The 18,984-nt window shown below is 62.6% G+C and carries 18 protein-coding genes; 15 read left to right on the top strand and 3 right to left on the bottom strand.

Annotation, left to right across the window (positions count from 1 at the left end):
• Entirely contained in the window at nt 1-1,146 is a 1,146-nt protein-coding gene (locus ACERLL_RS06905) for a glycosyltransferase (protein ID WP_373655340.1), read from the bottom strand.
• A gap of 481 nt (nt 1,147-1,627) precedes the next feature.
• Here ACERLL_RS06905 and ACERLL_RS06900 point away from each other — a divergent pair, with 481 nt between their 5' ends.
• The 5 genes from ACERLL_RS06900 to ACERLL_RS06880 all read left to right on the top strand — a co-directional run bounded on the left by ACERLL_RS06900 (nt 1,628) and on the right by ACERLL_RS06880 (nt 7,208).
• Nucleotides 1,628-2,857 carry a glycosyltransferase gene (locus ACERLL_RS06900; protein WP_373655339.1) on the top strand — a complete coding sequence of 410 codons (1,230 nt, stop codon included), beginning with the start codon at nt 1,628-1,630 and terminating at the stop codon, nt 2,855-2,857.
• A gap of 177 nt (nt 2,858-3,034) precedes the next feature.
• Nucleotides 3,035-4,444 (top strand): O-antigen ligase family protein, encoded by a 1,410-nt coding sequence (locus ACERLL_RS06895; RefSeq protein WP_373655338.1) that lies wholly within the window; start codon nt 3,035-3,037, stop codon nt 4,442-4,444.
• Nucleotides 4,445-4,524: 80 nt separating this feature from the next.
• Nucleotides 4,525-5,640: a glycosyltransferase family 4 protein gene (locus tag ACERLL_RS06890; RefSeq protein WP_373655337.1), complete on the top strand. Its 1,116-nt coding sequence runs from the start codon at nt 4,525-4,527 to the stop codon at nt 5,638-5,640.
• Between the two features lie 9 nt (nt 5,641-5,649).
• Nucleotides 5,650-6,429 carry a sulfotransferase family 2 domain-containing protein gene (locus ACERLL_RS06885; RefSeq protein ID WP_373655336.1) on the top strand — a complete coding sequence of 260 codons (780 nt, stop codon included), beginning with the start codon at nt 5,650-5,652 and terminating at the stop codon, nt 6,427-6,429.
• A 251-nt stretch (nt 6,430-6,680) separates the two neighbouring features.
• The gene (locus ACERLL_RS06880; RefSeq protein WP_373655335.1) at nt 6,681-7,208 is read left to right on the top strand and encodes a hypothetical protein; all 528 of its coding nucleotides are present in this window, start codon (nt 6,681-6,683) and stop codon (nt 7,206-7,208) included.
• Between the two features lie 116 nt (nt 7,209-7,324).
• Here the strand turns inward: ACERLL_RS06880 and ACERLL_RS06875 are convergent, their stop codons facing one another.
• Nucleotides 7,325-8,143, bottom strand: coding sequence for a sulfotransferase domain-containing protein (locus ACERLL_RS06875; RefSeq protein ID WP_373655334.1), 819 nt, complete (start codon nt 8,141-8,143; stop codon nt 7,325-7,327).
• A 260-nt stretch (nt 8,144-8,403) separates the two neighbouring features.
• Here ACERLL_RS06875 and ACERLL_RS06870 point away from each other — a divergent pair, with 260 nt between their 5' ends.
• The 4 genes from ACERLL_RS06870 (at nt 8,404) to ACERLL_RS06855 (ending at nt 13,139) form a co-directional block, all read left to right on the top strand.
• A complete protein-coding gene (locus ACERLL_RS06870) occupies nt 8,404-9,519 on the top strand; it encodes a glycosyltransferase (RefSeq protein WP_373655333.1) in 1,116 nt (371 codons plus the stop codon).
• Between the two features lie 104 nt (nt 9,520-9,623).
• Nucleotides 9,624-11,066, top strand: coding sequence for a bifunctional D-glycero-beta-D-manno-heptose-7-phosphate kinase/D-glycero-beta-D-manno-heptose 1-phosphate adenylyltransferase HldE (gene hldE, locus ACERLL_RS06865; protein WP_373655332.1), 1,443 nt, complete (start codon nt 9,624-9,626; stop codon nt 11,064-11,066).
• Entirely contained in the window at nt 11,059-11,745 is a 687-nt protein-coding gene (locus tag ACERLL_RS06860; RefSeq protein WP_373655331.1) for a hypothetical protein, read from the top strand. The genes hldE and ACERLL_RS06860 overlap by 8 nt, the downstream gene beginning before the upstream one ends.
• Nucleotides 11,746-11,999: 254 nt before the next feature.
• Complete coding sequence (locus tag ACERLL_RS06855; RefSeq protein WP_373655516.1) at nt 12,000-13,139, top strand: glycosyltransferase; 1,140 nt, start codon at nt 12,000-12,002, stop codon at nt 13,137-13,139.
• Nucleotides 13,140-13,283: 144 nt separating this feature from the next.
• On the opposite strand, the gene ACERLL_RS06850 is transcribed toward ACERLL_RS06855, so the two are convergent.
• Nucleotides 13,284-14,702 carry a PhoH family protein gene (locus ACERLL_RS06850; RefSeq protein ID WP_373655330.1) on the bottom strand — a complete coding sequence of 473 codons (1,419 nt, stop codon included), beginning with the start codon at nt 14,700-14,702 and terminating at the stop codon, nt 13,284-13,286.
• 185 nt (nt 14,703-14,887) lie between these two features.
• Here ACERLL_RS06850 and dapA point away from each other — a divergent pair, with 185 nt between their 5' ends.
• The 6 genes from dapA to purC all read left to right on the top strand — a co-directional run bounded on the left by dapA (nt 14,888) and on the right by purC (nt 18,922).
• A complete protein-coding gene (gene dapA, locus ACERLL_RS06845) occupies nt 14,888-15,769 on the top strand; it encodes a 4-hydroxy-tetrahydrodipicolinate synthase (protein ID WP_373655329.1) in 882 nt (293 codons plus the stop codon).
• 36 nt (nt 15,770-15,805) lie between these two features.
• On the top strand, nt 15,806-16,288 hold the full coding sequence (locus tag ACERLL_RS06840; protein WP_373655328.1) for a plastocyanin/azurin family copper-binding protein: 483 nt from the start codon (nt 15,806-15,808) through the stop codon (nt 16,286-16,288).
• Between the two features lie 10 nt (nt 16,289-16,298).
• Nucleotides 16,299-16,694, top strand: coding sequence for a c-type cytochrome (locus ACERLL_RS06835; RefSeq protein WP_373655327.1), 396 nt, complete (start codon nt 16,299-16,301; stop codon nt 16,692-16,694).
• Nucleotides 16,695-16,852: 158 nt separating this feature from the next.
• Nucleotides 16,853-17,470 carry a hypothetical protein gene (locus ACERLL_RS06830; protein WP_373655326.1) on the top strand — a complete coding sequence of 206 codons (618 nt, stop codon included), beginning with the start codon at nt 16,853-16,855 and terminating at the stop codon, nt 17,468-17,470.
• Nucleotides 17,471-17,489: 19 nt separating this feature from the next.
• Nucleotides 17,490-18,206 carry a hypothetical protein gene (locus ACERLL_RS06825; RefSeq protein ID WP_373655325.1) on the top strand — a complete coding sequence of 239 codons (717 nt, stop codon included), beginning with the start codon at nt 17,490-17,492 and terminating at the stop codon, nt 18,204-18,206.
• Between the two features lie 5 nt (nt 18,207-18,211).
• Nucleotides 18,212-18,922, top strand: a complete 711-nt coding sequence (gene purC, locus ACERLL_RS06820; RefSeq protein WP_373655324.1) for a phosphoribosylaminoimidazolesuccinocarboxamide synthase — start codon at nt 18,212-18,214, stop codon at nt 18,920-18,922.
• Nucleotides 18,923-18,984 lie beyond the last annotated feature (62 nt).

Raw genomic sequence — 18,984 nt, 5'->3', positions numbered from 1 at the left:
CTATTCGTCGGCAGAAGTGCGGGAAGAAACGGTTGCAGGAGAGGCGGGAGCGGCTACCTCGCCGAGGACCTCAAGGAGATGGTCGGTGGCGGCCTCCGCCTTGAAGCGGTCCGCGGCCTCTCGGAGTATCGCGGGGGGAGTAGGGCTGTCCAGGCCTTCCCCGATTGCCGTGGCCATTTCCTGGGCATCCCCCATGGGAACGAGGCGGCCGTATTGGCCTTCCCGGAGGATCTCCCGGGGCCCGCTGGGGCAGTCCGTGGCCACGCAGGGTGCGCCGCAGGCCAGGGCTTCGATCAGCACGTTCGGCAGGCCTTCCCAGCGCGAGGAAAGTACGAACAGGTCGGTCCTGGCCATATAGGCGTAGGAATTGTCGACGAATCCGGGGAAATCCACCGCGTCCGTGATGCCCAGCCGTTCGGCCAGAGCCCGCAAGTTTCCCCGCTCTGGGCCCTCGCCGAGCACCACGAGGCGGCAATCCCGGTGCATGCGGACTTCGGCCAGGGCGCGAAGCAGGGTGGGGAAGTCCTTTTGAGGGCTCAGGCGTCCGCATCCGAGCACCGTTGTGAAGTCGCGGCCGCCCTGGAGCCAGGGATGGTCCACCGGCTCCCGGCATCGATCGAGCAGATTGTCCGTCACCACCGGATTGAATACCACGCGGACCTTCTTCCCGGGCAGGCCGAAGGATTCCACGAGATCGTCGGCCACGCCTTGAGAGTTCGCGATAATCCGGTCGGCGAGCCGATAGAGGAGGCGTACCCCGAGGCGCCGGCCAAGCTTGGTCTCCGAAGTGCCCAGGGTGTTGCCGATTCCCAGGACGATCTTGGTATGGGCCCGGGAAAGCCTTCCCGCCACGATGCCGACTTTGGCCCCATGATCCTTGGCGGTGATCAGTACGTCCGGCTGCTCCGAGTCGAGATAGGCTTTGACCTTGGGTACGGCGGAATACTTATGCCTGGCCCCCAGGGGACGGACGTGGACCGATTCGTTCAGATAGTCCTGGTAGGGCGGGGTCTCCGAACGGGATAGAAGCATGTCCACCCGGATTCCGCGCCTGGCGAGCTCATTGGCGAAATGGACGTTCTTGCGCTCGATACCGCCCCAGCCGGCAGAGGGCATGAGGAATGCGACATGGGTGATTGGGCTCATCTTGGGGTATCCGGGTCCGGCCAGGACAAAGCGTTGTATGAGGTTAAGGTTGGATGTTCTGAAAACAGGGGGGCTTTCCCGAAAAGCTTGTACCTCAAAGGGTCAAGTATCGGCCCCGTATGGTGCCTTCCAGCTCCCAAAGTGCCATCAGAATATGCTTGCCGGTCAGACAGGCTCGGCAGCTCCATTTTAGGGGATGTTTTGCCACTTCTGAGGCCGTAATCCCACCTTGTGCCATCAAGCTTCAATCGGAAGCTAGATGATAAGGGGTTTGGAGAGGATTGCCCATACGTTGTGGGGGTATGTGTGAAGAAAGGCCGATCCAACGGGCGTTAGCTGATTCTCACCCTTTCCCCCTGGAGGCGGTCACGGCAGGAAGGGCGACCTTCCCTTCGGCTAGGGGTGGAGAGGTGGCCTGGGTCACTATGGGCGCGGTTGCGCCTCGTTCAGCGGCCCATGTAGACTTCGAACCTCGCCGGTCATGTGGCGATCCGGCAGAGTTCTTCCTCTGGTGTCCCGGCACTTGACTACAAGACGGTTTGAACGGGGTAGGAACGGTGAGCCGCACAAGGAGAGGAAAAGAACGGGCGTGATACAAGCGCAACCGGACATTGTGCTCTTCGGGAACTTGAAGATCGGTGGAGGGAAGGGGCGCTGTGTCGCGAACCTGATTCCCGTCTGGGACCGGTTAGGGATCAAAGTCCAGATCTTGGGCTACCGGGATGCCCAGCTTTTCCACCCCGAAGAATTTCCGGATTCGCTAGGCTTTCTCCATCTGGGCACCAGAGAGCGTTTGCCCACACTGTTCCGGCTCTGGCGGTATCTCCGGAAAGTCCAGCCGAAGGCGGTGCTGGCCAGACATCACGCCGATAACGTGCTGATCGCGGCCGCTGGCAGGCTCCCGGGGGTGCATTCCCGCATTGTCGTCGAGGCCAGGAACAACTATGTGGCCTCCGTGCGAGGCGGGAAAGGGAAACAGCGGAAAAAGATGGCACAGATCCGCCGCTTCTACCCTTGGGCGGATGCGCTTATCGGGGCCTCGCAAGGAGTGGCCCGGGACCTGCGGGAGGCGGCAAAGCTCTGGGAGCTTCCTGGCTACTCCATTCCCAATACCACGATCACTCCGAGCCTCTTCGAGCAAGGTCAGGAAGCCGTCGACCACCCCTGGCTCCAGGAAGGTGCCACTCCGGTAGTGCTCAGTGTCGCCCGCTTTGCCCCCCAAAAGGATCTGCCTACCCTCCTGAAGGCGGTGGCCAAGGCCAGGCAGAGCAGGCCGCTTCGGCTCATCATGCTGGGCAAGGGCCCCGAGAAAGAGGCCATTCAGCAGGAAGTGCGCAGGTTGGGGCTCGAGGAGGTAGTGGCCATGCCCGGCCATGTTTCCAACCCGTATGCCTGGATGGCTCGTGCCGATCTATTGGCCCTCTCTTCGGCGTGGGAGGGCTCCCCGAATGTCTTGATCGAGGCCCTGGCGTTGGGAACGCCCGTTGTATCCACCGACTGCCCCAGCGGGCCCGCGGAAATCCTTGAAAACGGCCGCTACGGCCGTTTGGTTCCGGTGGGCGACAGTAGTGCGTTGGCAGAGGCCATATGTCGCTCCCTGGACCATCCTCTGGATTTTGATCGTGATGAGGCCACTCGACCGTATACCGTAGAGCATGCGGCGCCCCGGTACCTGGATGTGCTGCTTCCCGGGAAAGAAAGGCCGGCATGAACGCGCAGCCCAGATCCTGGCCTGATGCTTCATTCGGTTCCCAGAATCCCGTTTTCTAAACAGGGATAGGACTTTTTTAACACGGGAGGTTCGTGTGTCTGAAATGGAATCCGGAGAGGAGATATGGCTGGGGCGGAAATGGATGCCTGAGGAGCCTTCCTGTGCCCGGGGACTCCTTTGATACCGCACTGGAATATTTTGAATGAACGGTTCCTGGGCTGGGTGGGAGGGATCGGCTTTTACTGGTTCCTGCTCACCGGGTTCTGGGGACAAGACGGTCATCTGGTCGCGCTCGGGCTGATATTCCTCTTTTTCCTCTACTGGATTGCACCCAACTGGCGGTTGATCCGAGCCAGCTCCCTGTTCTGGCTGGCCCTTTGCTATTCAGGCTACGTGGCGCTGCGTGCCGCGGCAGGTTATTGGGCGGATCCGGGCAGCCTTTCCTGGCAGCTACGGTTTGGCTGGGCCTTCATCGGCTTTGGTGGGCTTTTATCCGTATTCCTGCTTCCGTGGCTGATCGGTTCTTGGAGACAGAAGCGGCTCGATCGGGCCTTTGCACTGGTGCTGGTGAGCCTGTTTATCCAGGTATTGCTGGAGCTTCTGGTGCACTCGAACGGGATCAGCTTCAGCCAGCTCTTGAATAGTCGGCCCGGTTTTCAAATGGGGCCCAACTCCTTCGGCTACATTTGCGGAATCCTGTTGCTGGGTACAGTCGCCCTGGGGGTCCGTTGGCTCCGGGGCACGAAAGCGAAATTTCCTTGGCCTCGGACACTGGCCTATGGCGTTGTGCTGATGGTCGTCATGGGACTACTGACCGCCGGGCTGCTCCTCTCGCAATCCCGGGCAAGCTGGCTGGCCACGGCGGTGACCTTGCCGTTTGTAATTCTCGTGACCCTCTGGGTGCAGGGGGAGGGGTGGCGCAACCGGGGCTGGATCACCTCAGGGGTTCTAGGTGGGGCTCTGCTGATTGGGGGGGGCTTGATTTATTCCCAATGGGGTTTAGTGGAATACCGGGTCTTTAAGGAAAGCCATACCATCAGGAAGCTGCTCAGCTTTGATTTTTCCGAGCTGCCCCGGGGATCCATCGGAAACCGGATCCTGTTGTGGGAAACCGGAATTTCCGCTTTCCCCGAGCGTCCGGTTTCTGGTTGGTCCCCAGGTGGGGTGAAGGGATTAATCGAGGCGCGTACACCCTTTCACTATAAACATTTACACAATATGCCCCTGCAGATCGCCGTAGCGCTTGGTGGCGTCGGTTTTTTCCTGTTTTTCGGTATGGTCCTGATCTCTTCCCGAGAGGTATTCAAGGCCATCGGAACAGGGAGATTACCCTTGGAGTGGGGCATCTTCTGGCTGGGGGCCCTGGTTTTCCTGGCGGTGGAGGGCCTATTCGATTTTCCCATGCATGACAAGGAAGTCCGCTTCCTGCTCACTCTGCTCGGGGCCGTTGCAATGGGGGTACAGCTCGAGCGTTTACGCCAGGAACGGCCCGCTCATTGGATCTCTCGCGGCACCGAAAAGGTGACCGGTTCCAAAGCGCGGACTTTTGGCTCTATTCCGTTGAGGCCGAGATGGCTAAGCTCCTGATTGACCTTACGATGTGCTTCGGGAAAGGGCAGACCCTTTCCCATGGCGGTGGTGAATACGGAAAGGATGCCGCCCGCTTCTTGGCCGAACGGCTGCAAGCATTCGATGTGCTGGCCTTGATCCGGTCCGGGGATCGAGAGTCTGCGCAGGAGGAGCTCGGCCCCGAAGTGCCGCTGCGTGAGGTGGGGGATGGTCCCTTGCGGCAATTGCCGGAGGATCTCGATCATTCCGGCAACATCCTGTTCCTGGCGCTTGGCGCGAATTTTCTAGAAGGCCAGGGGGGGCGGACCCGGGCGCGGCTGGTGGTAGTGGAGCACGGGTTCCGGTATCAGGATAAGGCGTACAGCATCAGTGACCATCTCTGTCATCCCCTCCTGGGCAGAGGGTTCTGGAAGGGGGTGCTTTGCACCTATTCTGTCTATCTGCGCAAGAAACGGCTTCGGCACGCCATGTCCAGGGTTCGTCGCCGTTTCGAGGCCTTGAAGGACGGTGATCGGGTGGTTTGCCCTTCCCGGCATTCCCAGTATGCCCTGTACCTGGATCTTGGGTCGCTGGTGCCGGGGCGTGAAGAGCGTTTTCGTGACGAAGTGGGTCTGCTCCCGCCGCTGACGCCATTCGTCCCGGATGGTGGTCCCGACCGAGACAATGATCGGGGGGGCATTCTGCTGCTTTCGGCCAACCGCTTGGTCAAGAATGCCGAACGGTTCCTGGAAGGAATCGCCCGACACGAGCCGTCCCGGCAGGCCGCCAACCGAGAAGGAATTGATCTCGTGGGCGCGGACGAGGCCTGCCGTCGTCGCCTGCGGCGTCGATTTGGAAATGTCCTGAATCTCCGGTTTCACCCATACGTTCAATCCGAACAGCTGCAGGACTTCATACGCAACGCCCGCATTATGGCCTTTCCTACCCTGTCCGAAGGTTACGGCATTCCGCCCGTGGAGGCCTTCAAGTGGGGAACGCCGGTCCTTGCCTCCGCCGTTACCTCCGTCCCGGAGGTGGTCGGAGGTGCGGCCATGCTGGCCGATCCCCTCCAGCCCACGGAGATGGCCAACCGGCTTCTGCAGCTGCTGGCGGACCCCGAGCTCCGGAATGCCAAATCCGAAGAGGGCAGGAAACGTTACGAGCGCCTGAGGGAGGAAACCTTTTCCTGCTGGGACCGTTTCGTCCATGAGATCGATCAACCCTATCCCAGCTAGGTCCGGCGCATGATCATCTGCCATACGCACCGATTCATATTCATCAAAACCCGCAAGACGGCCGGAAGCAGCGTGGAGATTGCCCTATCCCGGGTTTGCGGCGAAGGGGATGTGGTCACTCCGCTTAGTGCCAGCCGTGGCGAGGAGGAGCTGCGCCGGAGGGAGGGTGGGTACGGACCCGCTAACCACCTCAAACCGGTTCTTGAGCACCGGGGGTTCAAGGAATGGCGGCGATTACTGGGCAGGCGGCAACGGACCAGTTTCGGGGAGCATATGACGGCCCCGGAAATTCGCAAATTGGTGGGCCAACGGATCTGGTCCCGATATTTCAAGTTCACGATTGAACGGAATCCTTGGGACAGGGCCCTGTCTCGCTACTGGTGGCAGCGGAAGCGCTGGGAGGAAAAAGGTCGTACGGGCTTCCCTTCCCTGAGCGAGTACCTGATCTGGCTGGAGCGGAACAAGCCGCACTGGCTCAGCAATTGGGGGCACTACACGATCGACGGGGAGATCGCCGTGGACCGTGTTCTGTTCTATGAAAACCTGAGCGAGGGACTGGCAGCGCTGGGAAGGGAGCTTGGGCTGGGGGACAAACTGCAATTGCCGAAGCAGCGGGCAAAGAGCGGATACAGGAAGGACCAGCGAGAATATGATCAGGTTCTCAGCCTTTCCGACCAGGCACATATCGAGCGCGTATGCCACAGGGAGATCGAGGCCTTCGCATATGGGTTCCTGCCGGAGGAGTCCAGGGCGGTTTCCCACGGGCACCCCGCGCTGGGCGGCGAATAAGGGGCCGGTAGATGATCATCTCCCATAAATTCGGTTTTATCTTTGTGAAGACCGGAAAGGTTGGCGGAACGTCCCTGGAAATGGCTCTGTCCCGGTTTCTGGGTCCCGAGGACATCATTACGCCGATTTCCGGAGACGATGAGCGCGACCGATTCCGGCGGGGCTACCGTACGGCCCAGAACTTCCAGAAATCCCTTTCGCAGCTGCACCCGTCGGAGCTTCCGCGCTGGGCGCAAGCGAGGATCCGCACGATGGCAGGCGCGGAAGAGAAACGGGCCCTGGCCACGTGCCAGTTCCCCAAGCGGTATTGGAATCATATGTCCGCCGCCGAGATTCGGGACCGGATCGGCACTGAAATCTGGGACCGCTATTACAAGTTCACCGTGGAGCGTAATCCCTGGGACAAAGTGGTCTCTGCCTATTACTGGGGGCTCAAGGGGGCGGAGAACGAGGAAGCCCTTTCCTTCAAGGATTATGTCCTTTCCGGAAGGCCTCTGAAGAGCAGTTTCGAGCGCTATACCGTTAATGGTCGGGTGGCAATGGACCGGGTGATCCGCTATGACCGCCTGTACCAGGAGCTGGGCGAGGTTTCCGAGCAGCTCGGGCTGCCGGAAAACGTCGGGGATACCATGCAAGCCCTGTCGGCCAAGGGGGGATATCGTCCCAAGCGGGGCACCGACGGTTATTACGACGCGCAGACCCGTGAGCTTGTAGAGATCTGTTTCGCCCGAGAGATCCGGCTGTTGGGATTTACACCGGAGGAGGAGAGCCCGGCCTGATCGGCTCCGAGGAATTGCTGGGATCTCGCCTGCGCCGTATGGCATTCCCTGTGCCGGGAAAGGGAAAACAAACGGCGAGGAAACCGGAAGCAGGGTGGGCAGAAGCGGGCCCGAGATCAGGAGTGGAAGGTATTCGGCTCTCCATAATAAAAGGAGAAATACGGATCGAGGCGCTCCGCTATCAGGCGGTTGATGTGGCCGATTTCCGGGGCGTCTAGATAGTCGACATAACCGCCGGACCGGCCTTCCCGTGTCTTGTAGGTGGTTTCGTCGGAGGAGTCCCTAGGCGTAAGCCGTTTGCTGTCCAGGCTGTTCGAGGACTCCATTTTCCGCATGTTTTCGAACCTGCAGAATTCCACCGCCATTTCCAGGGCTTCATTGGAGACTTCGCTCAGCCCCATGAAATCCATGACCCGGCGAAGCTCCTGGTGGGCATTTTCCTGCATGTTCTCGTAGGTAAGCAGTAGAAAGTCCCTGGGCACCTGCCGATTACGGGCCCAGATATTGTAGAAAGCAATATTGCTTTCTATGGAGCCTCTCGGTTCATAAACGTACTCTTCGAGGGTCCCATGGAAGTTGGGGTTGCGTTTGGTTTTCTGAAAATAGGCGGAAACGGTTACGTCCCGCGGATCCCGAACGAGGAAGATCACCTTTTTCTTTGAATAGGCGGATTTGTCGGTTTCCAGCTCCTCGGGCTCAAGGAACTCCGGTCCCCCGTCGTGATGCGGCAGAATTTTGGGAAGACGCCGTAATTTCCGCTTGTAACGGTGTGGCCGAAGCGGGTCGGATCCCTTCACCCCATAATGCTCCTCGATGGCCTTGGAGATCATGAGGACGAGCCAGGTTCGGCCGCATTTGGGAAACGAAATGATATGGGTATCGCAGCTGTGGTGGAGCCAGGAGCGGCGTAATTGTTTCTTTAGTTTCTTGAGCATCTTGCCCGTCCAGGAGAGAGGGTTCTTGACCGGATGCCATGTCGGTAAGGTTGTTTGGCGGAAGGGGTCAGCGAAAGCGGGACCGAGTCTATCAGGGCTTGCGCCCCCCTGAAACCCGCCTCCCAACGGGAAGTGAAGTCTAGGTCTGTGGCAGTTTGAATGGCGGGACTTCGGAAAACGGGCTGGGATGAACGGGAAAAAGGCCGGATCGGGAATTGCCGGGGGCTGTGCGGGAGGTTCTGAATTGGCTGGACTGCTAGATGGCGGATGATACGCGAATTGCTTTTTTGTTCGCGACTTCGGGGCATAGCGGAGTGGATAGGCTGCTGCGGAATCTCGTTCCAGCCATCGCGCGGCGGGGCTACTCCGTTGATGTCCTCCGGGTGCGGGGACACGGGCCGCAATTGGATGATGGGCCGAATGGCGTTCGGGTGGTGGATCTCGGGGGCCGTCATGCCTGGACGGCCTTCCCCGGACTGGTGCGCTATCTGCGCAGGGAAGCCCCGTCGGTCCTGGTTTCCGGAAAGGATCGCATCAACCGGACCGCGTTCCTTGCCAGAAAAGTCGCGCGAGTGCCCGTCCGTCAGATTTTCCGGTTCGGGACCACTGCCTCAACAGCGCTTTCCGGGCGCCCGCTAAAGGAGCGGATTCTGCAGCGTTGGTCCTTCCGTCATCTGTACCCCCTTGTTGACCGCGTTCTGGTGCCTTCAAGGGGGGTCGCCGCGGATTTGCATGAGGCGTTCGGCGTGCCTGCGGAAAAGGTGCGCGTGGTGCCCACGCCCGTAATTCCCGAGGAATTTTTCCGCCAAGCTCCGCCAAGACCGGAGCATCCTTGGTTTCAGCCCGGGGCCCCCCCGGTTGTTCTCGGCGTGGGGGAGCTCTCGGTCCGCAAGGATTTCCAGACTCTGGTTCGCGCTTTTGCGCGGCTACGCCGTCGGGTGGAGTGCAGATTGGTCCTCGTCGGGAAGGGGCGGCAAAGGGAGGTCTTGAGCACTCTGGCGGAGGAGCTGGGGGTGGCGGAAGATGTGGCTTTCTTGGGGTTTCAGTCGAATCCGTATGCCTTCATGGCATATTCCCACGTTCTGGCCTTGACCTCCCGTTGGGAGGGCCTGGGCTTCGTACTGATCGAGGCCATGGCCCTGGGAACGCCGGTGGTGTCCACGGACTGTCCCAGCGGTCCCAGGGAAACCCTGGGAGAGGGGCGGTACGGACCCCTTGTGGAAGTAGGGGACTGGCAAGGGCTGGCCGAGGCCCTTCGGGGTACGCTGCAAGATCCATTACCCGCTGAACAGCTGCAGGAAGCAGTTCGCGAATTCGAGATCGAGGCGGCGACCAGCCGGTATCTGGAGGAAATGGGCCTGGATCCCTTTCCCTGAAAGGGTGCGCAGACGGTCAATCCCCGTAGTGTGCGCTCTGCGGAAGGGCCAGGATAACTGTGATAGCCTACCCTGCGATTCCCGCCGATGGAACCATGCCTTTTATGCACCTGGAAAGATTTCATAAAGCCCGTCTCCTGGTTGCTGGAGACTTGATGCTGGACCGATACTGGTCCGGGGATACCGGTCGTATATCCCCGGAGGCACCGGTACCGGTGGTCCGCATCGAGGGCGAGGAGCTTCGCCCCGGCGGGGCCGCCAACGTGGCCCTCAATGCAGCCGCCCTGGGCTCTAGGGTGTCCGTCCTGGGCTTCACCGGCACGGATACGGAGGCCGATTCCCTGGAAGCCCGGTTGCGGGACTCCGGGGTGACCTGTCACCTGGTCCGGGATACCGGCATTGCCACGCTGGTCAAGCTGCGTATCGTTAGCAGGCATCAGCAGCTCATTCGGCTGGATTTCGAGGACGGCTTCCACGGGTGTGACAGCGAAGACCTGCTGGACCGGTTCCGTCAGGCCAGCGCCGATGTCGATGCGGTAGTGCTCTCCGATTACGGCAAGGGCACGCTCGCCGAGGTCGCGACCCTGATCGGGATGGCCCGGGAGGCGGGCAAGCCCGTCCTTGTGGACCCCAAAGGACGGGAATTCACGCGGTACCGGGGCGCAACCGCCATCACCCCCAACCGTGGCGAGTTCGAGGCGGTGGTCGGGGTCTGCCAGACCGAGGCGGAATTGGGTGATCGGGCGGAAGCCCTGCGCCGGGACCTCGAGCTGGAGGCGATTCTGGTGACCCGGGGGGAGCAGGGAATGACCCTCGTCCGGGCGGGTAAACCGCCTGCCCATTTCCCGACTCGGGCCCGGGACGTTTTCGATGTCACCGGGGCCGGAGACACCGTGATCGCCACACTGAGCGCGGCGTTGGCCTCGGGGGAGCCCTGGGAGGAGGCGGTCTCCATGGCCAATCTGGCCGCCGGCGTGGTGGTGGGCCGCCTTGGTACGGCGGTGGCATCTCCGGCGGATTTGCGACGTGCCCGCTTGCACGAAGATCACGGCGGACAGCGGGTGGTTGCGGAGGAGGAGCTGTACACCCTGGTGGAGGATGCCCGCTCCCACGGCGAGCGGGTGGTGATGACCAATGGCTGTTTCGACTTGCTGCACGCCGGCCATGTGGCCTACCTGGAAGAGGCGGCTGAGCGTGGGGATAGGCTGGTGGTGGCGGTGAACGATGACGATTCGGTTCGCCGGCTGAAGGGTGAAGGGCGGCCCATCAATACGTTGGCCCAGCGCATGGCGGTACTGGCCGGATTGGCCTCGGTGGATTGGGTGGTACCGTTCAGCGAGGATACCCCTGCCCGTCTCATGGAACGGGTTCTGCCGGATTGTCTGGTGAAGGGCGGGGATTATCGCCCCGAGGATATCGCCGGGTACGAGGCCGTAACCGGGGCCGGCGGCGAGGTGGTGGTGCTTTCCTTTCGGGAGGGCTGCTCCAGCTCCGCGATGATGGAGGCCATCCGCAAGGGCGGGCTGGACGAGGGGGGCCATGACTGAAGCGCGAATGCCGAATCGGCAGAATAGGGCCTGGACCTGGCTGGGTCTCCTTTTGGCCGCCGCGCTCCTCGTAGGGTGCGGGGCGAAGCACACGGTCGGGGACACGGTGGTCTATGATCCCCAGGCAAACGGCCCGGAGGGTCGCCAAGCGCCCGAGTCGTCGGACAACCAAAAGCCGGCCCCGGCGAAGAAGGACGAGTCGGTGGGGCAGTTCATGGAGGCCGACGAGACCTCCGTCGGGGGCCGGGAGTGGGTGGCCGAGATCCATGAGGAGGACGGCCGGTTCTGGCTCGAGGTGCCTTTCGAGGTGCCCACCACCTATGCGGGTGTGCGGGCCTCTACGCTCATGCAGGGCCTGACCCTGGCAAAAGAGCGCTTCGGCGCGCACCGCTTCGTGACCGAGCAAGCCTACTGGGCTTGGCATCCGGAGAGCGAATCGGGACTGGGGCTGTTCATGCGGGTGCTTACCAAGGGCTTCGGCAAGAACGCCCGCTACCGGTTCGAGGTCGCGGTCCAGGACCTTGCAAACGGTGGGAGCCGTGTGGAGGTACGGCAGCACCGTCAGATTATCGAAGGCAACGAGCGGCAGGACGTGGGGGATTGGGTGCCGGCGGATGAGCCGGATCCCGAGATAACCCGCAACTATCTGAGTGGCCTGCAGAAAGCCTTCGGGGAATGAGTGGTTATTGCCGGAAAGGGGGGCTGCATGGAGGTATTTTTTTCGGGAAGAAGCGAATTTTCAATATTTGGGTGTTCGGGGCTCCTCTATTCCAATCCGAAACCTTTAGGGTGCGGATTTGTCCCGCGGTATTATCCTTGTTCGGCCCCCGGATCCATAGCTTGTGCATGGTGAGTACTTGAGGTTTGACGGGCTGTTTCCTGGTATGAAATTCGCGAAAGGACGAATTTTTGAGTGCCCCTAAAATCGCCCTGATGGCCCCATCCATGGGAGGGGGTATAGGAAGGAATATGCTGAATCTGGCCCGCCAGTGGGTCCGGTTCGGCGTCGATGTGGAAGTGCTGCTTCAGGATTTCTCGGGCACGTTCGTTGGCCAGCTTCCGCCGGAGGTGGTCAAGGTTCCGCTCGGCACAACGAATTCCATTACCGGTGTTCCGGCGTTGGCTTATTACCTGTTCAGAAGCAAGCCCGATGTGCTGTTGACGACCAGCACCCGGCACACCGTAACGGCTGTTCGGGCACGGGCCTTGATCCGTAGCCGGACCCGAATCTTCGTGAATATTCATAATACCCTCAGCCGGGCCCTCGGGGAGCTGTCTTCGAAGAAGGCGAAAAGCAGGCTCAAGGCGATCAAGCGCAGTTACCCGGTGTGTGACGGAATCATTCCCGTCTCGGAGGGGGTAGAATCCGACTTCAGGGAAGTGACGCACATCCGGGATTCCTGCTACCGGGTTATATACAATCCGGTAGATTTTTCGCATCTTCAGGCGCTTTCCAGGAAGCCGGACCCCGAGCTTCATGCGTTCAGGAAGCCCGGCGTTCCCCTTCTGGCCACCGTGGCCCGCTTGGTGCCGCAGAAGAATATCCCGCTGTTGCTCGAGGCTTTCGCCCTTCTGCGCAGGAACCGGATGGCGCAGCTGGTTATCGTCGGCGATGGCAAGAATCGTGAGCAGCTCGAGGAAATGGCGGAGGAATCCCCCTTTGCGGAGGACATCCTCTTCATGGGGTCCAGGTTGAATCCGTTCAATATTATGGCGGCGAGTGACGCCGTTGTGCTCTCTTCTTCCTGGGAAGGCCTGGGCAACGTGCTGATCGAAGCCATGGTATTGGGGGTGCCGGTGGTGTCCACCGACTGTCCTCATGGGCCCGGTGAGGTTCTGGAATCCGGCCGCTGGGGCCCGCTCGTGGCCATGGATGATCCGGAAGCCCTGGCCGCGGGAATGATCTCGGTCCTTGATGACCCGCATAGTCCGGAATCGCTCAACGAGGCGGTAGCCCATATGGGTGCCGAAGCGATAGCCCGGGAATATTTGGCGGCTTTCGGGATCTGTGAAGTGGATCCCGAAGCGCGGCGGGACGTCAAAGGGCTGGAAGGGAACCTCGAAGCCGAGTGATTCCAGCCCCGGAGTCTTCCGGGGATACGGGGTATTGCCTGGACCAACGACCCGCTCCCGCCTGTTCCGGGTACGCCGGCAAGGCAGCGGCCCGGTTCGGAGGGCTTCCCGCAGGGCATGCTTCCGGCACCGGGGGCGCCCTCCCTACAGCGCCTGATTGGCGAAATCCGCCAGCCTGGACCGCTCGCCCTGGATCAGCGTGATGTGGCCGGCGTGCTCCCACTCCTTGAAGCTGTCCACCACGTAGGTGAGCCCGGAGTTGGCCTCGGTTAGGTAGGGCGTGTCGATCTGGTTGATGTTGCCGAGGCACACCATCTTGGTGCCCGGTCCGGCGCGGGTGATCAGGGTCTTCATCTGCTTGGGCGAGAGGTTCTGGGCCTCGTCCAAGATGATCAGACGGTTGAGGAAGGTGCGTCCGCGCATGAAGTTCAGCGACTTGATGCGGATGCGGTGGCGCAGGAGGTCCTGGCTGACCTGGGCGGCCCAGGTGCCGCCCTCCGAGCCGTTGCCGCCCTTGCCGCCCTTGCCGCCGCCGTTGTTGGAGCCGGTTAGCAGCTCCAGGTTGTCCTCCACCGCGCCCATCCAGGGCGCCATCTTCTCCTCCTCGGTGCCCGGCAGGAAGCCGATGTCCTCGCCCACGGGGACGGTGGCCCGGGTGACGATGGCCTCGGAGAAGCGCCGCTCCTCGATGACTTGGTGCAGGGTGGCCGCCAGGGTCAGCAGGGTCTTCCCGGTGCCGGCCAGGCCAAGCAGGGTCACGAAGTCCACCTCCGGATCCATGAGGAGGTTCAGGGCGTAGTTCTGCTCGCGGTTCAGGGCGTTGATGCCCCAGACGGCGTTATTGGGCTTGGAGTAGTCCCGGATCGGCTCGATGAAGTAGGTGGCGGGGTCCAGGCGGCGGCGCACCCGGTAGGAGAGCCCTTCGTCCTCGCCGTGCCCCTCGGAGTAGACGAATTCGTTGGGCCACCAGTTGCGCTCCACTTCTTCAAGCCGGTAGATGGTCCGGCCTTCCTCCGCCTCGTAGTCGGCGATGGTCAGGGGATGGTTCTCCCAGAAGTCGTTGGCCACCGGATTGTGCCCGGTATACAGGAGATCCGGATCCTCCACCGTATGGTCGCTGGTGTAGTCCTCAATGTGGAGGCCGAAGGCGCGACCCTTGATGCGGAGGTTGATATCGTTGGTGATGAGGGAGACCTGCCGCTCGGGAAAGCGATGCTCCAGGCCCAGCACCACGCCGAGGATCTGGTTGTCCGCCTTGCCCTGGGAGAGGTCGTAGGGCAGGGGATGCTCGATGGCGTCCATCTGGAAGAATAGGTGGCCGTCCGTTCCGGGCAGCGGAATGCCGCTGGAGAAGTCGGTAACCCCTTCACACAGACCGTCGAGGTACCGGGAAACCTGCCGTACGTTGCGCGCCACCTCCGACATGCCCTTCTTGCCGGCATCGAGCTCCTCGAGGACCACCATGGGCAGGTAGAGATCGTGCTCCTCGAAACGGAAGAGGCAGCTGGGATCGTGCATCAGCACGTTGGTGTCGAGTACGAACAGCCGTTTGGTTTCGGGCATCAACTCCGCCTTATGGCCGCAAGGGACGTAAATTAGACCCAACAAGCCGCGTCAGTATCCATGATACCTGCGCAGAATTCCCGCTCACAGGGCAGGTTGCCCGAATGCGCCGGTGGCGGCTAGTATGAGCCGATCCGTTCGCGGGTCGGGAAGATAACGAACAGGTACAGGCCAAGAGGACAGTCATGTTCCACGGAAGCATTGTGGCCCTGGTGACCCCCATGCTGGAAGACGGGGCCGTCGACTGGGACGCCCTGGGCAATCTGGTGGATTTCCACCTCGACCAGGGCACCGACGCCATCGTCGCGGTGGGCACCACCGGTGAATCCGCGACGCTGGATTACGACGAGCACCGCCAGGTGATCCGCTTCGTGGTGGATCGGGTTCACAATCGGATCCCCGTGATCGCCGGCACCGGCTCCAACTCCACCCGGGAGACCCTGGAGCTGACCCGCCATGCCCGGGAGGTGGGCGCCGATGCGGCCCTGCTGGTGGCGCCGTACTACAACAAGCCCACCCAGGAGGGCCTGTACCAGCATTTCCGCCAGGTGGCCGAAGAGGTCCACATCCCGCAGATCCTCTACAACGTGCCCGGCCGCACCGGTTGCCAGATCGCCCTGGAAACCGTGGAGCGGCTGTCTCACCTGTCCACCGTGGTCGCCATCAAGGATGCTACCGGGGACATCGGCCGCGCCCAGGCCCTGGTCCGGAGCTGCGGCGCTCGCATGGACGTACTTTCCGGCGAGGACGGGATCGTGCTGCCCTTCATCCTGTCCGGCGGCAAGGGGGTGATCTCCGTGACCGCCAACGCGGCCCCTGCCGAGATGGCGGCCATGTGCCAGGCCGCACTAAGCGGGGACGTGGCGCAGGCACGGGCCCTGGACGACGACCTGGCGCCGCTGCACAAAGCCCTGTTCTTGGAAGCCAACCCCATTCCCGTGAAGTGGGCCCTGCATGAGATGGGCTGGATGGGCCCCGGGATCCGGTTGCCGTTGACCCCGCTTTCCGAGGTGCACCGTGTGGAGCTCCGCCAGGCGCTGGAGCGCCTGGGCCTGCTCGGGGCCTGAGCTCCGCTGGAGCCCGTATTCGCAATAGGAGTGGCCATGAAGTCTCCGATCTGGAAGGTTGCCGTTCTGTGCATGCTGATGGTGGCTGCCGGTTCCGCCTGGGCGGAAACCCATGAGGTGGAGGTCCGCAACCTGGGCAGCGACGGCAAGCGCATGGTGTTCGAGCCCGCCCTGGTGGAGGCGGCGCCCGGCGATACCGTGCGCTTCGTATGGAAGGATATGGGCCACAATGCCGCTACCTACCACCCGGACAACCGCGGCAAGCCGGCGCTGGTGCCGAGCGGCGCCAAGGTGTGGGACAGCGGTTTCAAACAGCCCGGCGACACTTTCGAGGTCACTCTGGAAACCGAGGGGGCCCACCATTACTTCTGCCTGCCCCATGAGGGCATGGGCATGGTGGGCATCATCGCGGTTGGCGACGCAGGCAAGGGGCCGGGCCTGGAGGCCGTGGAGCGGGCCGACCTCCCGGATCGCGCCAAGGTCCGCTTCCGTGCCCTCCACGACCAGCTGGGGAACTAGGAAGAGTGCCTTGATCATCGGCAGAGGACGGCTCAGGACGGGGGCGCTCCTGCTGTGCGCCGCCATGCTGGCCTCCCCCGTCCGGGCCCAGAGCGGCGACGGCGAGGGGAAAGAACAGGGGCAGGAGGAATCCTTCATTCCCCCGGAGGTGCACGTCTGCCTCGGTTGCCACACCATCGATCGGGCGGGCCGGCAGGGGACCGACGCCGCGCCGCCCCTGTGGAATGTCATGGATCGGTCACCCTCCGTTGAAGGGGTGGAGGTGGAGCGCTGGACCGCCGAAAGCCTTCAGCGCTGGCTGGCCAACCCAAGGGCCATGGCGCCCCGGACCAGCAGCCGTTTCCCCGGTTACGCCGATCCCGCGGTGCGCGAGCGCGTCATCGAATTCCTCCAGGAGCGCAATTGACCGGAGCCGCGTTGCCGCTGTTTTCGCCGCCGTGCTAAAGTCCTGCGCTCGACCGGTTATTCTGGACGGCCCGGGCCGCGTGCCCTGTCGAAGGCAGCCAAGCCCCGACAGGACACGGAGGCATCGGGCCGCCTTCATTTGAAAGGGTGGCCACCCCCATGAAGTCGATCCGCAATGGCTGCATCCATCCGCGACTCGACGCTTTTTCCCCCGCCGTCGTACCGCTGGTGCTGAGCGCGCTGCTCCTGGCCGGCTGCGGCCCCAATCGCGGCCCGGAGTACGGTGCCGATCCCGTGGAGCGCGAGGCCTTGGCCATTCCGCCGGATCTCGCGGCGGAGCCCCTGGCGGCCCAGAACCCCTATCCGAATCTCCCGGATATCAGCCAGTTCCGTCCGGGACCGAGGCCCGCCGAGCGGGAGGGGCAATGGGCGGCCCAGGTGAACGGCAATACGCTGAATACCGGGGTACCCGCGGGCTGGGCTCTGGGTACTGTCCGCGCCGCGCTGCTGATGCAGGGCGCGGCCATCGCCGAGGAGCGCACCGGGGTTCTGCGCACCGCTTGGCTGGGAAGCGAGGCGCTAGGAAGCCTGGGTGTTCCCGCGCCGGAGTCCGGAAACATCCGCTTCACCGTCAAGAGTCGCGGGCTTTCGGGGGGTGGGTCCCGGGTGGTGGTCCAGGGCGCCCATCGCGAGGATGACAACGTACGGGCGGTCGCGGACAAGGTCCTGCAGGAATTCCTGCGGGCGGTGCAGCCCGCCTTCGGCAAGCGTCGCTGACGAGAAAAGGGGGAGCCCCATGATCGGCAACATCGTGCTGGCCCTGGTGGTGCTGTTGGTTTTCTGGTCCTTATCCCGCTCCATGCCGGTGGTGCTTGGCGGGTGGGTGGGCCGGCTGGCCGGCAAGACCGCCACCCGCCTGGATGATCATCTGGTGGCCGAGCTCGACGGCGCCACGGGCCGGGTGGTGATGGCGGTGGGCCTCTGGCTGGCCTGGGAAGTACTCCTGTTGGAGGGCCTGATCGGGGCCGTGGTGGCCACGGTTCTCCTGCTGGGGGTGGTCTTTACCACCTCGGTGCTGGCCTTCGAGGCGGCCAGCGCGGCTTTCACCTTCTTCGCCGACCCCCACGAGGAACGGGGCCGGGAGATGGTCCGGGCCTTCGAGACGCGCTTCCAGCGCATGGTGGGAACGCTCGTGGCCCTGGCCGGCACCGCCTTTGGCCTGGCCGTGCTCGGGGCGGACCCGTTGCTGGTGGGGGCCGTCTTCCTGACCGTGGGGCTGGTTGGCGCTCTGGCCGTGCAGCCAGCGCTGCAGGAGCTGAATGCCGGCCTGGACCTGATCCGAAGCGCGGGCTGGCGGCCCGGGATGCGGATCATCATCGGGGAGTTCTCGGGTAAGCTGTTGGAAATCTCCCCCGCGGCCATCGCGCTGGAAACGCACGAAGGGCGCGGTTACGTGTCCAACACCCGGGCCCTGGGGGCCGCCTTGGTGCAGGACGCCGAACAGGAGGGATGAGCCCCATGGAGAAGGGCGCGCTGCTGTATGAGGGAAAGGGCAAACGGGTCTATCGCACGGAAGACCCGCAGAGCTTGATCCTGGAGTTCAAGGACACCGCCACCGCCTTCGACGGCAAGAAGCGGGAGGAGCTGGACGCCAAGGGGCGCATCAACAACCGGATCAACGCTTTCCTCATGGAAAAGCTGGCCGCCGCGGGCATCCCCGTCCACCATCGCCGCATGCTCTCGGAAACGGAGAGCGCGGTGAAGGCCCTCGATATGGTCCCTGTCGAGGCCGTGGTGCGGAACGTGGTGGCCGGCAGCCTGGCTCGGCGTCTCGGCATGGAGGAAGGCACCGCGCTGGAGCGGCCGGTGTTCGAGTTCTTTTACAAGAGCGACGAGCTCGGCGACCCCATGGTCAACCAGTTCCACATCCTCGCCTTTGGCTGGGCCAGCCGGGAAGAGGTGGATCGCATGATCGAGCTCTCCTTCCGGGTCAACGACGTGCTGGTCCCGCTTTTCAAGGCGGGCGGCATGCAGCTCGTGGACTACAAGCTGGAATTCGGGCGCTTTGAGGGCGGCCTGGTGGTAGGGGACGAGTTTACCCCGGATGGCTGCCGGCTTTGGGATCTGAGCTCCGGGGAGAAGCTGGACAAGGACCGCTTCCGCCGCGATCTGGGCGATGTGCTGGAAGGCTATCGCGAGATCGGCCGCCGTCTCGGGGTGGAGCTTTAGTCGGGCGTAATCCGGGAATAAGCTCGGCCAAGCGTGAATCATTGAAAATCCCCTTCGCCCCG

Source organism: Thiohalorhabdus sp. Cl-TMA, from assembly GCF_041821045.1.
GTDB classification, from domain to species: Bacteria; Pseudomonadota; Gammaproteobacteria; order Thiohalorhabdales; family Thiohalorhabdaceae; genus Thiohalorhabdus; species Thiohalorhabdus methylotropha.
This window is presented reverse-complemented; position numbering and strand designations above follow the sequence as displayed.